Annotated in this window: 13 protein-coding genes; 10 read left to right on the top strand and 3 right to left on the bottom strand. The window is 43.4% G+C overall.

Annotated features, from left to right (window positions below; all coding sequences use genetic code 11):
* Positions 1-391: 391 nt before the first annotated feature.
* Positions 392-2,761, bottom strand: coding sequence for an ABC transporter permease (locus AC59JO_RS10080; RefSeq protein ID WP_497305106.1), 2,370 nt, complete (start codon positions 2,759-2,761; stop codon positions 392-394).
* A 794-nt stretch (positions 2,762-3,555) separates the two neighbouring features.
* Here AC59JO_RS10080 and hemC point away from each other — a divergent pair.
* The 8 genes from hemC to AC59JO_RS10040 all read left to right on the top strand — a co-directional run bounded on the left by hemC (position 3,556) and on the right by AC59JO_RS10040 (position 11,846).
* Positions 3,556-5,130, top strand: a complete 1,575-nt coding sequence (gene hemC, locus AC59JO_RS10075) for a hydroxymethylbilane synthase (RefSeq protein WP_413666095.1) — start codon at positions 3,556-3,558, stop codon at positions 5,128-5,130.
* A gap of 109 nt (positions 5,131-5,239) precedes the next feature.
* Positions 5,240-6,211, top strand: a complete 972-nt coding sequence (gene hemB / locus AC59JO_RS10070; protein WP_121233467.1) for a porphobilinogen synthase — start codon at positions 5,240-5,242, stop codon at positions 6,209-6,211.
* Positions 6,212-6,487: 276 nt separating this feature from the next.
* A complete protein-coding gene (gene hemL / locus AC59JO_RS10065; protein ID WP_497305103.1) occupies positions 6,488-7,855 on the top strand; it encodes a glutamate-1-semialdehyde 2,1-aminomutase in 1,368 nt (455 codons plus the stop codon).
* A 95-nt stretch (positions 7,856-7,950) separates the two neighbouring features.
* On the top strand, positions 7,951-8,826 hold the full coding sequence (locus AC59JO_RS10060; RefSeq protein ID WP_091212796.1) for a sensor histidine kinase: 876 nt from the start codon (positions 7,951-7,953) through the stop codon (positions 8,824-8,826).
* 14 nt (positions 8,827-8,840) lie between these two features.
* Positions 8,841-9,548 (top strand): response regulator transcription factor, encoded by a 708-nt coding sequence (locus AC59JO_RS10055; RefSeq protein WP_090529686.1) that lies wholly within the window; start codon positions 8,841-8,843, stop codon positions 9,546-9,548.
* Complete coding sequence (locus tag AC59JO_RS10050) at positions 9,548-10,114, top strand: hypothetical protein (RefSeq protein ID WP_497305100.1); 567 nt, start codon at positions 9,548-9,550, stop codon at positions 10,112-10,114. Before AC59JO_RS10055 ends, AC59JO_RS10050 begins: the two co-directional genes overlap by 1 nt.
* Before the next feature lie 94 nt (positions 10,115-10,208).
* Positions 10,209-11,240 carry a uroporphyrinogen decarboxylase gene (gene hemE, locus AC59JO_RS10045; RefSeq protein ID WP_413666091.1) on the top strand — a complete coding sequence of 344 codons (1,032 nt, stop codon included), beginning with the start codon at positions 10,209-10,211 and terminating at the stop codon, positions 11,238-11,240.
* 72 nt (positions 11,241-11,312) lie between these two features.
* Entirely contained in the window at positions 11,313-11,846 is a 534-nt protein-coding gene (locus AC59JO_RS10040) for a CopD family protein (protein ID WP_497305098.1), read from the top strand.
* Between the two features lie 2 nt (positions 11,847-11,848).
* Here AC59JO_RS10040 and vapC read toward each other — a convergent pair whose 3' ends face one another.
* Positions 11,849-12,253 (bottom strand): type II toxin-antitoxin system VapC family toxin, encoded by a 405-nt coding sequence (vapC, locus tag AC59JO_RS10035; RefSeq protein WP_413666089.1) that lies wholly within the window; start codon positions 12,251-12,253, stop codon positions 11,849-11,851.
* A complete protein-coding gene (locus AC59JO_RS10030) occupies positions 12,253-12,432 on the bottom strand; it encodes a type II toxin-antitoxin system VapB family antitoxin (RefSeq protein ID WP_091166939.1) in 180 nt (59 codons plus the stop codon). The genes vapC and AC59JO_RS10030 overlap by 1 nt, the downstream gene beginning before the upstream one ends.
* Positions 12,433-12,589: 157 nt before the next feature.
* On the opposite strand from AC59JO_RS10030, the gene AC59JO_RS10025 reads away from it, so the two are divergent.
* Both AC59JO_RS10025 and AC59JO_RS10020 read left to right on the top strand, forming a co-directional pair.
* On the top strand, positions 12,590-13,159 hold the full coding sequence (locus tag AC59JO_RS10025) for an RNA polymerase sigma factor (protein ID WP_413671142.1): 570 nt from the start codon (positions 12,590-12,592) through the stop codon (positions 13,157-13,159).
* A complete protein-coding gene (locus AC59JO_RS10020) occupies positions 13,149-13,937 on the top strand; it encodes a hypothetical protein (RefSeq protein WP_497305095.1) in 789 nt (262 codons plus the stop codon). Before AC59JO_RS10025 ends, AC59JO_RS10020 begins: the two co-directional genes overlap by 11 nt.

The following is a 13,937-nucleotide window of genomic DNA, read 5'->3' as shown; positions in this document are numbered from 1 at the left end:
CGATCCCGTAGCTCTACAGATCGGATATGCATTTGTTATGAGATTGCCGCACTAATGACGTGATGGTAAATTATTGATTATTAAGCTTATTTTCTTTATCTGTTTTATAATATAGGCGTTACCTGCGGTCCGGGCTTTACGCTGCAAATCCTCGCCTTTCCCTAAGCACAAAGTCCTGCGCAGGCTGCGGGTTTTCCGCTGCAATCCCTAACGCGGCCCCCGCACAACATCCCTAAATATATTTTACACGTCATCGCAGTTTTTTTCAGGGATTCCCTCCTGGTCACTTGCAAAGACCTATTTTTTTAAAAACTGAGATAATTTCATCTTCCGAACCCCATGGTGTTGTCGCCAACAACGGCACGGAGGAGATGGAAAGCTAAACAAATAATCACTCCGTTCTCAAACTCTTTATCGGGTTAACGGTCGCTGCTTTTACAGATTCATAACTAACCGTGATCCAGGCGATACCCAATGCGGCTATAGAAGCCATGAAAAACACCAGCCACCCCACATTGATGTGATAGGCAAAACCAGCCAACCAGCTATTAACGGCATACCACGATAGCGGTACAGCTATAATTATGGCGATGAGAATCAACCTCGTAATCCCGGAGGACAGTAAATAAACCAGGTTTAATACAGATGCACCCAATACTTTGCGTACGCCAATCTCTTTGGTACGCTGCTCGGCCATAAATGCCGATAAACCATATAAACCAAGGCACGAAATAAAAATGCCCAGGCCGGCAAAAAGGTTAAAGATATTGCCCATTTGCTGCTCGCCTTTGTAAAGTTTGGATAGTTCCTGGTCAATAAAATCAAATTTAAAGGGGTAGGCAGGATTAAGCGCCTGGCTCATGGCTGCCAGCGTTTTTATAGTAGCATTGGTTTTTCCGGGCAAAGTCCTGATTACAACATACCCGCCTGTTTTATTAAAAGGTAAAACCAGCGGTTCAATGGTTTGCTGAACAGGTTTAAAATTAAAGTCTTTCACAACACCAACAATTGTCCCCTTATTACCCCAAACCGATAATGGCTTACCCACGGTAGTGGTTGCAGTAAAACCCATAACGCTTGCCATCTTCTCATTAATCATATAATTGTTCGAGTCGGTTTTAAATGCAGCAGAAAAGCTCCGCCCGGCCGCCATCTTCATTCTGAATGCGTGCGTAAAATCCTCATCAACGGCCATTACAGGGATAGATAACTGCGACCGCGGGTCTTTGCCATTCCACTGTACATTGAGTGTCCAGCCGCCAAGTTCGGTAGGCAAATCGGTAATTATGGAAAAATCGCTTGTGAGCGAGGTTTGCCTTAACATATTTTTAAGGGCTTCCTGTTTGCTCCAGATCTCGCCCGTCATTGGCATATATAAAAGATTGGCTTTCTCAAAACCGGGGTTCCGGTCCCTGATAAATTTAAGCTGGTTGTAGATCACTACCGTGCCCACCAGCAATACGATGGATACCATAAACTGCACCACGACAAGGGCATTCCAAAAAAACAAATTACCGCCCATTGATTTTACGTTGCCCTTGAGCACTTTAACCGGGTTAAAACCCGAAAGGAACAGAGCTGGATAGCTACCCGAGATAAGACCGGTTATTAACGCGATGGTAACAAGACTTAACCAAAGTTTAGCGTCCGACAGATTAATGATAAGCTTCCTGTTGGCCAGGTCATTAAACACCGGCAAAAACATCTTTACAATCACAAGTGCAAGTAACATGGACAGGAAAGAAATAAAAACCGATTCGCTTAAAAACTGAAGCACCAATTGTCCGCGAACAGCGCCTGCAACTTTACGTAAGCCTATTTCCTTAGCCCTGCGTGCCGAGCGCGCGGTAGCCAGGTTCATAAAATTGATACAAGCTACAACAAGTATCAGTATCGCAATCACAAAAAAGACGCTGACGTATTGCGCGTTCCCATGGCCGGGCGAATCCCCTAACCTTTCGGGATCGAGGTGGATTTTGGTTAAAGGCTGTAATTTAAATGTGGCCTTAGTGCCGGGACTATGTTTATGAAAAATCTGAATTATTTGTTGCTCCAGTTTAGACACGTTAGCAGCAGAAGAATCAAATTTCTTATCGAATTGAACATATCCGTAAAAGTTAAAATTATCCCATATATTATTTTTCAGATCATTGTTGGTTTGAGCTATTAAAGCCATCGGAAGCAGGATGTCAAATTGCAGATCGGAGTTGGTAGGGATATTAGCCATAACACCTGTTACCACTAAGTTTTCCTTGTTATCTTTCCGGATTACCTTACCAATAGGGTCTTCTTTTCCGAAGTATTTTGTGGCGATATCTTCTGTTATTAAAATGCCGTTTGCCTGATTTAAAGCTGTAGCCTTGTCACCTTTTAATAAAGGATATGAAAACATGTCCATAAAGCCCGGATCAGCATAAAAAACGTGTTCTTCCTGAAATTTCCGGTTGCCGATGTCAAATAAAACGGAAGGAAAACCGGGGTATAAACGGGCTGCATTTTTAACGCCGGGGATCTCCGCTTTCAAACCTGCGGGCATCCCCGCCGAACTGGCGGCGGTTTTTGAATCGCCGAAATCACTGTCGATACGATAGATCTGGCCTGCATTTTCATGAAATTTATCGTAGCTTAATTCATTTTGCACCCAAAGCAAAATCAGGATACTTGAGGCAAGGCCAATAGCTAAACCCGATATATTGATAATGGAATAAGCTTTATCCTTGATTATGTTCCGGTAGGCCAATTTAAAATATGTTTTTAACATAGATATGCTGATTGTAGGCGTTGTTAAACTTAAATAAACTATTTGACAAACTGGTAGTGCCTAAAACCCATGCCACCTATTTAAAGCGCTGACAAACAATACATTAATATTATTTTATTTATAATACCGTTCGGAAACGTTACAACGGGTGTGCGTTTTTGCCCGGCATAGCGTTATGGAAACCCTTTAACCTGGCACGGACGAAGCTACGCTTCGTCCGTGCCAAAGAAAACCCCAAAGCTAAGCATCCTTGCCTTAATCCATGGTGGCAGCGTTTTGTCACTATCAAAATCAAACACCCGGCCCGATTTAAAAAATCATAAAAAAAAGTATAAAAAATGTGGCAAAAATCAGCTTTTATCTACAGAGGCAGTGGAACACCCTGCCATCACTCCAAAAAGCTTTAAATGTTGATTATCAATAGGTTAGGCATGTCTCATATCAAAACTTAAATTGCTGATTATCAATTAATAACGTTTAACAACCGTTCCACTGTTTCACACTTAAAAAACGGAACATAGCTGTTTTTCAAGAAAAAGACACGCCAAACTTTTTCATTTTTTTTCGGGAATCAAAAAATTGGGACACCCACTTTGTTACAGTAATAAAGTCGCGGCCGCAAGGCAGTGTCTTGTGGTAAATATGCTAAGTATGAAATATGCAAGGCAAATTTGTACGACCATCAAAACCCACACATTACAGTCATTTTGTTGCAATTAACAATAATTCATTAAGTTGATGTACCTTATCATCGGCATAAAAATTTAAATTTGCAGCTGCAAACATTCATTCTTTTGGACAGAAAACTGATTATAGGAACCCGTGGCAGTGAATTGGCTTTATGGCAGGCCAATTTTGTTAAAGATAGCCTTGCTGCCATTAACATTACCGCCGAGTTAAAGATCATTAAAACCCAGGGCGACCGTATCCTGAACCTCAGCTTTGACAAGCTGGAAGGTAAGGGTTTCTTTACCAAAGAATTAGAAGAAGAATTAATTGCCGGCACTATTGATATCGCCGTGCACTCACATAAGGACCTGCCAACTGAAAATCCTCCGGGACTCATTATCGCGGCAGTTTCAGAACGGGAAGACCCCGCCGAACTTTTGTTGATCCTTAAGGATTGTGTTGATGTTCATCAAAAGCTATCTGTTAAATACGGTGCTATCGTGGGCACATCATCAAACCGCCGCAAAGCCCAGCTACTGGCCCACCGCCCCGATCTTGAAATTGAAGATCTTCGCGGTAACGTACCTACCCGTATCGGTAAGCTTCGCGATGAAAAATATGATGCCATTATGCTGGCAAAAGCTGGTGTCACCCGCTTAGGCCTCGACCTGAGCGAGTTTCATGTGGAAGAGATCACCCCGGTTGAACTGATCCCTGCACCGGCACAAGGTGCACTGGCTATCCAGATCCGCGAAACTGACCATGAGCTTTACGAAGCGCTGCAGGCCTTACACCATGCAGATGTTGCTGAAGAACTGGCCGTTGAACGTACCGTATTAAAATTATTTGGCGGTGGCTGCCACCTGCCTTTAGGCTGTTACTGCCGTAAGGAAGATGGCCTTTTCCAGGTGTTTACTTCAAAGGCCAACGAAGGAGATGAATTTCCGGACAGGTTATTTTTAGAAGCGCCAACCACCGAAGGTTTGGCAGAAAAAGTTGTAGCCAAATTTGCAAAAGACCGCAAGCACCCATCAAGTGTATTTATTTCGCGCGAGCTTGGCGAGCAAAGCTATTTCCGCAAAGCGCTTGAAAAACATGGTATCCAGATAGAAGACCGTTCGCTGATCCGTACAGTTCCTGTGATCACCCGGTTTGACTCTTATATTTTAAAAAATATCGACTGGGTATTCTTCTCCAGCAAAAACGCGGTTGAGTACTTTTTCCAGCTAAACCCACAATTTCCTAAAAAAGTAAAATTTGGGGTAATGGGCAGCGGCAGTGAAGAAATGCTGCGTCGTAAAGGTCACTTTACCGATTATGTTGGCGAAGGCACCGACACTGCCGAAGTGGCCGAAGAATTTGCCAAGCTGGCTAATGGTAAAATAGTACTGTTCCCCGGTGCCGAAAGCCCGATGAGGAGCATACAGCAAGGCCTATCTGCCGATACCAAAATTATCGACCTGCCAGTTTACGAAACAGTACTGGAAGAGGATGTTGAGGCCAGCGGCGCAGATGTAATGGTATTCACCAGTCCATCAAACGTAGAGGCTTATTTTGCCGATAACCTGCTCGACCCATACCAAAAAGTTGTAGCCATAGGCAAATCAACCGGCAAAAAATTTGACGAAATGGGTGTAAAATACACGCTCCCCTACTCACCCGACGAAGTTGGGCTGGCAGAGGCAGTGTTTGGATTATAAAACGTTCATTGGTTCACTTGTTCATTGGTTCATTAGTATCGCTTTGATAAGCTTTGCAACTGAGAAAAGACCAATAAACTAATGAACCAGTGAACTAATGAACTAAAAAATGTTACAACGACCAAGAAGGAACCGCAAGAGTGAAGTGATACGCCAGATGGTGCAGGAAACGCATGTTAGTGCCGCTAACCTGATTTTCCCGCTTTTTATTATTGATGGCGTGAACCAGAAAAGTGAAGTGGCGTCAATGCCGGGCATCTTCCGTTATTCTATCGATAACCTGCTGCGCGAAATTGAAAGCTGCCTTAAACTGGGCTTAAACTCTTTCGACCTGTTTCCTAATATAGCCGAAGAGCTGAAGGATAAATTTGCTACCGAAAGCTACCGCGATGAAAGTCTTTACTTACGCGCCATCCGCGAGGTAAAGAAAAACTTCCCGGAAGCCTGCGTTATTACCGATGTAGCCATGGACCCATACAGCAGCGACGGACATGACGGTATTGTGGAAAACGGCGTGATCCTGAACGATGAAACGCTGGATGTTTTGGGCAAAATGGCTTTAGCACATGCGCAATCAGGTGCTGATATCATCGCCCCATCGGATATGATGGATGGCCGTGTTGGGTATATCCGTAATGTGCTTGACGATAATGGTTTTACCAACGTGTCTATCATGTCGTATTCAGCTAAATATGCCAGCGCGTTTTATGGCCCGTTTAGGGATGCTTTAAACTCAGCACCAAAGTTTGGCGATAAAAAAACGTACCAGATGAACCCCGCCAACCAGCGCGAAGCCTTGATTGAGGCCGAACTGGATGAACTGGAAGGCGCAGATTTCCTGATGGTGAAACCTGCCCTGCCCTACCTGGATGTTATTAAATTAATAAAAGACAATACCGAACTGCCTGTTGCAGCCTACAATGTCAGCGGCGAGTATGCCATGATCAAAGCTGCCATACAACGCGGCTGGCTAAACGAGCAGCGTGCCATCACCGAGGTGCTTACCAGCATCCGCCGTGCAGGCGCAACTGCTATTTTAACTTACCATGCCAAAGAGGTTTTGGAGAATAAGTGGTTGTAGGGTAGTGATTAGAGGTTAGAGATAAGAGATTAGTCAGTTATAAGAGGTTAGTGCGTAGGGCGCGTTAGGGATTGCAGTGGAAAGCCCGCAGCGCGGGCTGGGATTAAGGGAAGGCAAGGCGAGGACTTGCAACGAAAAGCCCGGGCCGCAGGCAACGCCCACAGTAATAAGACATAATCGAAAAGCACAATTAATACCCCTTACCTACAATTACCTAATTACAGGAAAGCAGGTAGTAATTGTTAAATAAAATCAGAGTTTAGAATTTCAACATATATGTTCGATTCAATAAAAAAGATGTTTTCAGCAGAGGATGAACCGGTAAATACTACGGGAAAGCCCGATATCAGTCGTGAAAAATCGGCCGAGCTTTACGCCAAGGCACAAACCTATTTTCCGGGTGGGGTAAACTCACCGGTAAGGGCTTTTAAATCTGTTTATGGTACACCGCTGTTTATTCAAAAAGGTGATGGCAGCCATATTTGGGATGCCGATGGCAACGAGTTTATCGATTATTGCTGCTCATGGGGACCACTGATCCTGGGCCATAACAATGCCAAAGTAAGGGAAAAAGTTATCGAAGTAATGCAAAACGGCATGAGCTTCGGAGCACCTACCGCATTGGAAAATGAACTGGCCGAACTGATCCTGAAAAACAATAAGTTTATTGAAAAGATCCGTTTTGTAAGTTCGGGTACCGAGGCCGTAATGTCGGCCATCAGGTTAGCAAGAGGCTATACCAAACGCGATAAGATCCTGAAGTTTGAAGGTTGCTATCACGGTCATGCCGATGCCTTATTGGTAAAAGCAGGATCGGGCCTGGTTACGTTTGGTGAAACTTCATCAGCCGGTGTACCAAAATCAGTTGCCGACGAAACCATTGTGGTAGCACTTAATGATAAAGAAGCTTTGGCTAAAGCTTTTGACGAATTTAAAGAGCAGATTGCGGCAGTAATCATTGAGCCTGTGCCGGCCAACAATGGTTTACTATTGCAGGAAAAAGAATACTTGCAATACCTGCGCGATATTTGTACGCAAAACGGCACCATGCTGATATTTGATGAGGTGATCTCTGGTTTCCGCGTTGGTTTTGAAGGCGCTGCCGGTTACTACCAAATCAAACCTGATATTATCACTTATGGTAAAATCATTGGTGGCGGTATGCCTGTTGGTGCTTATGGCTCATCGGCAGTAATCATGAGTAATATCTCACCAGAAGGTTCGGTTTACCAGGCGGGTACACTATCGGGTAACCCGGTTGCCATGGGTGCCGGTATCGCCCAGCTTAGTGAGCTTTTGCGCATGGGCTTTTACCGCGACCTGAACAATAAAACAGAAGAATTCGTAGAAGCCATTCAGCGTTTTGCCACAGCCCGCAATTACAAGTTCAAGGTGTTTGGTATAGGCTCTATATTTTGGTTTGCTTTTACAGATAAAGAGTATATTCGTAAAGCAGAAGATATTGATGCTTCAAGCATGGAGAAATTCAAAAAATTCCACCGCGAATTGCTGAACAGGGGTATTTATTTAGGCCCGTCGGGGTATGAAGTTGGCTTTATATCATCGGCACACACCAAAACCGACCTGGAGAAAACAAAACGTGCTATATTTGATAGTTTAGATTTAGTATTTAACGGTAAATAACCCCACCCAACCCTCCCCAAAGGGAGGGCTATTGCGAGGTGGCATTAAATAATCATAGAAGGTCTCCTCTTTCGGGGGAGATTTAGAGGGGGTTTATGAAGAAGTCATTTGTTATTTTTTACGCGCTTATCACCTATGCCGTTGCCGAACTGGTGTGGTGGGGCTATATGCTGGTTACGCTGCAACCGCGCCGTACCGGTATGATCCTGGGCGAAGGGGCCATGTTTGTAGCCGTATTTTTAATTGGCGCAATTAACCTGCACCGTTCTTTCAATAAAGAACGCCGCCTGCAGGAGCAAAAAAAGAACTTTTTGCTTTCGGTAACGCATGAGTTGAAATCGCCGCTGGCATCTATTAAGATCCTGCTGCAAACTATTCAAAAGCGTCACCTGACCAAAGAACAGCTTCTTGATTTTATTGAGAAATCACTGAACGACGTAGAGCGTTTGGACGATATGGTTGAGAATATGCTATTGGCATCAAAGATCGAAAACCGTTCATACAGCTTCCCTAAGGCCAGCTTTAACCTTTCGGTTTTGGTTGACAGCATTGTTAACCGCCTGCAGATCTCCAAATGCGATTGCAATCAGCAGATCATAGAGGCCGAGATAGAACCTAAAGTGGAGATTGTAGGCGATAAATTTGCCCTTACATCGGTAGTGACCAATTTAATCGAAAACGCTGTAAAATATTCAAGCCCCTGCTCATCTGTTGGGGTAAAGCTATTTTCGAAAGACGATAAAGTTTATTTACAGGTAGCCGATCATGGCATCGGCATAGCCGACGAGGAAAAGACCCGCATTTTTGAGCGCTTTTACCGCGTAGGCAGCGAAGAAACCCGTAACACTAAAGGTACCGGACTGGGCCTTTATATTGTTAAGGAGGTGTTGGATAAACACCAGGCCAGTATCAGGGTTAAAGATAACCGCCCTGCTGGTAGTATTTTTGAAGTTACATTTGGATTAACCTAAATTGAAATATGAGCATGCCAAACAAAAAAAGGATTTTATTGGCCGAAGACGAAGAGCATTTGTTAGAAGCAATTAAGCTTAACCTTGAGCTGGAAGGCTACAAGGTAACTCCGGCTAAAAACGGCAAAAAAGCTTTACAGCTATTTAAAGAAGAACGCTTTAACCTGGTGATACTTGACGTGATGATGCCGGAGATTGACGGCTTTGTTGTTGCCGAAACCATCAGGCTTGAAAATACCGAAGTACCTATCATGTTCCTTACGGCTAAAAACACCAACGAGGACAAGATTTCGGGCTTGAAAAAAGGAGCTGATGATTATCTTACCAAACCGTTTAACCTCGAGGAGCTTATTTTAAGGGTGAACAACCTGGTAAAACGCAGCCTGAAAGGCGAAGACCTTAAAGAGTTTAACAGCTACAAAATAGGTGATAAAACCATCCACTTTAACTCGTTTGAACTGGTTAATGAAGATGGCTCAATTACCGCCCTTACTAAAAAGGAAACCATGCTGCTTAAACTGTTGATTGAGCGTCGTAATGATGCTGTATCGCGCGAGCAGATCCTGGAAACTGTATGGAATTATGACGTTTATCCGTCAACCCGTACCATCGATAACTTCATCCTAACCTTCCGTAAGTATTTTGAACCAGATCCTAAAAACCCGGTTTATTTTCACTCTATCCGCGGTGTAGGCTATAAATTTACCGATAACCAGCATTAATGTTCAGTAACAGGACACGTATATTCATTGCGTTTATTTTTCTGCTGTCGTTAGGTGTACTGGTGTATTTCCGTATTTATGAGCTTGCAGCAGTAGCAGTAATGATGATCATCCTGCTTATTTGGGATTATTTCAGGCAGGGTACATTGGTTGTAGCATCCAAACATTTTCATGTAAAGGATTATGATAAAACAGCTGCATCGTTAAATGAGATCATGAAACCCGAATGGCTCAGCAAAAACCGCCGGGGATATTATGAATTCATATACGGTGGCTTATGCCTGCAAAGGCAGGATTTTGAAGGGGCAGAAATGCACTATGAAATAGCAGCACAATACCCCTTACGGTCGGTTAATGACCACGTAGCCGCATTAGTTAGCGTGGCCAATATTAGTATCAGGCGCGGCAATTTTGAAAAAGCCAAAGCCTACCTGCAATTAACTGAGCAGCATAAAGAAAAAATAACTGCCAAAATGAGGGAAGTGATAAGCCGCCTTCAGCAGGAATTGAAAAAAGAACCAGAAAAAAGGAGTCAAGACTTTAAGAGTCAAGAGACGAGATATTAAGAAATAAGACGGCAAGAGTCAGGAAGCAAGAATTATGAAGGGGCAAGTTCTCTTCTTGGCTCTTGATTCTTGACTTCTTGCATCTAACTAAAATATGAGAGATTCGTTATTAATAAAAGCGGCATTTTCGGAGCAAACAGAACGCCCACCGGTTTGGATGATGAGGCAGGCGGGCCGCTTTATGAAAGAGTATTGGGACATTAAAAACAAATACTCGTTCCTTGAAATGTGTAAAACACCGGAGATTGCTGCCGATGTTACCATGCTGCCTGTCGACCTGTTAGGCATCGACGGCGCAATTTTATTTTCAGATATCCTGGTAACAGGTGAAGCCATGGGCGGCGACCTGAGCTTTAACGCAGGCGTTGGTCCGCTGTTTGCAAACCCTGTACGTACACAGGCCGATATTGATGCATTACAAACTGATGTATTGGATAAACTGCAATACGTTGGCGATGCCATCAAAGTAATTCAACAGCGCCTTGCCGGTCGTATTCCGCTTATCGGTTTTGCCGGTGCGCCGTTTACAGTAATGAGCTACCTGGTTGAAGGCGGATCATCAAAAGATTTTAAGCGTACCAAACTGATGCTGCACAATGAGCCCGAAATGGCCCATCAGCTGTTATCAAAAATTGCCAACGTTACTGCAGATTATCTGAACATGCAGATTGCTGCCGGTGTAAACGCTGTACAGATCTTCGATAGCTGGGCACAGGCTTTGGCGTGGGATGATTATAAAGAATTTAGTCACCGTTATATTGCCGAGATCATTAGCAAACTAAACCGTAAAGATATCCCTGTGATCTCTTTCTGTAAAGGCAGCTCGGTTTTTGCGCCGTTAATGGCCGAGGCTAAACCGGATGTAATTTCTATCGATTGGAATGTTGATCTGTTAGATATTAAAAAACGCTTACCGGCAGGCATAGCAGTACAGGGTAACCTTGATCCGCACATCCTTTATGCTGATAAAAAAGTAATTAAAGAACGTATCTACCGCCTGTTCGACCGTATGAAGGGCGAAAATGGCTTCATCTTTAACCTGGGTCATGGCATTATGCCCGATATCCCGTTTGATAATGTTAAGTACGCGGTGGAAGTGATAAAAGAATTCCCCCCAGCCCCCTAAAGGGGGAGTAACGGAGGAGTAACAAATAATATAAACGATTTAAAACTCCCCCTTTAGGGGGTCGGGGGGCTAATGTACCAATACGTTCTCGCTATACACATCATTTTTGTAGTCTGCTGGATGGCGGGGCTGTTTTATATTGTGCGCTTATTTATCTATCATACCGAGGCGCAGGACAAACCCGAGCCGGAACGTACCATACTTTCCAAACAATTTGAAATTATGGAAAGCAGGCTGTGGAACGTGATAGCCAAACCATCCATGTTGCTTACCATCCTTGCAGGTTGTACCATGCTGTATTTATATCCCGCGTGGTTAAAAATGCCCTGGCTGCATATCAAATTAGCTTTTGTATTTGGCCTGGTGGGTTATCATCACATTTGCGAATCCAAGATCAAGCAAATGCGCAATGGTGTTTTCAAATGGACTTCCAGTCAGCTACGCCTCTGGAATGAGCTGGCCACTATTTTTCTTTTCGCCATTGTTTTCCTCGCTGTAAAAAAAGATGCTTTGAGCTGGGTATTTGGCGTAATCGGGATAGTTTCTCTGGGGGGAATTTTGATGATCGCCGTGAAGATTTATAAAAGATACCGGGAGAAGAAGTAATCTTAGGTGAAGTTCATCACTTTTAAAGGTGAATGTGCTGCAATGAAATAAAAATCCCTATCGTCATTTAACAGGGTTACTTTATTCTTTATAGCGTAAACAGCAATGAGACAATCATTTGGTTTACGCACAGTAATACCTCTTTTTCGTAAATCACGATATAGGCTTGTGGCTTCAGTAGCGGCTACATAAGGATCTCCTTTTAATTTGGTCATACTATCAAAATAAGATTTAATTTTCTTTGCTTCGGTTTCTGAAACTACACCTTGCAACATCTCTTGCATTATTGTAGGACAGGTTGCCACTACGATATTTGCCAAATTATTTCTTAAAAATTTACTTGAATCTGTTTCAATTCCTTTAAAAAAATTGATCCATACAGACGTATCTACCAAAATAATATCCATTATTCAAAAGCCTTATCATCGAGTTCAACCTTCCCCCATAATTCGGCAAGCTTCTTTTGATTTTCAATCGTAACATATAACTTCAAAGCTTCTTCAATTACTGCTTTCTTTGTTTTTATATTACCCAGCTTTTGAGCTTTAGCTATCAGCTCATCGTTAATATCAACATTGGTTCTCATACACATGAATTTCAATAAATATACACAAAAAACATTAAATAAAGTATCTATTCTTACATTCACTATATTCCCTCTTTCCTATCGCTTAAACTATTCATCAAAATATTTACACCACCATGCAACCATTTACATCACTATACCATCTTACTTATAAATGATGTTTTTGGAACCTAAATATACCATTCACCAATTGATAGACCGCTGCCGGGCAGGCGAGCGGAAGGCACAGGAACTGCTTTATAAACAGTTTGCCTCAAAAATGCTGGGGGTATGTATGCGCTACGCTACCGACCGCATGGAGGCCGAAGATATGTTGCAGAATGGCTTTATAAGGGTTTTCCAAAAAATGAATGATTACCGGGGCGAGGGATCATTCGAAGGCTGGGTTAGGCGCATTATGGTTCACAGTTCAATTGAGTATTATCGTAAACATCATAAAATGATGCAGGTAATTGATATTGAAGAGGCCGGGCACGAGCCGTCCGTTAATCCCCTGGCTGCGGCCAACCTGGATGCAAAGGTGCTGATGGGCATAATACAACAACTGGCGCCGGGTTACCGGATAGTGTTTAACCTTTATGCGCTTGAAGGTTACTCGCACAAAGAGATAGCAGAGATTGTGGGCATTACCGAGGGTGCCTCTAAATCGCAGCTATCAAGGGCCCGTACAATACTGAAAGAACAAATTGCTAAAATGGAGGGCAATAAATATGGATATGCAGGATAAAGAACTGGACAGGCTGTTTCAACAAAAGCTTGATGACCTGGAGATACAACCATCGGCCCAGGTATGGCAGGGCATCAACGCCGAATTAAACGCCGGCAAGCGTAAAGGAATAATATTTCCTTTGCTAAGCGCAGCAGCAGGCGTTATATTGCTGATCACCGCAGGCATCCTGTTTATCCCTAAACAACCGGTTAAACATCATGACCGTTCAACAGCAATAGTTAAAAGCCATCAACCGGTAAAACAACCTGTTGCAGTTACCGTTGAGCATATGGCACCTCCAGCCCTGGCCCAAAACAAAGTACCTGCAAATCCGGTTATAGCACCTGTTAGTCAGTTAGCGCACATTAATAAGATCAAAACAAAAAGCAATTTGACGCCATCTGTACCACAGCCTGTAAGCCCTGTCCAATCACCTGTAACTGCCCATACAGACGAGCCCTTACTGGCAAATACCCCTGCAGTGGATTATCCTGTTGTTAAAGCCGCAGTCCCGGATACAGCAACCAGGATCAGCCCAAAGTTGGCCATTATCAATAACGACAGTACACAGCCGGTATTGATAGCCAGGGTACCGTCGCAAGCTGCTGCTGTTGCGGCCAAACCTGTAAAAAAACACCGTATTCGCAGCCTTGGCGATGTTTTTAACGTGGTGATAGCTGCTGTTGATAAACGTAAAGATAAAGTGATTGAATTTAGCAATACCGATGAAGATGATGCCACCATTACAGGTTTAAACCTGGGCTTTATTAAAGTAAAAAAAGAGAAAGACAAATAA

Source organism: Mucilaginibacter sp. A5337 (genome assembly GCF_059690695.1).
Note: the sequence above shows the minus strand (reverse complement) of the source record. Positions and strands in the feature narration are given on the sequence as shown.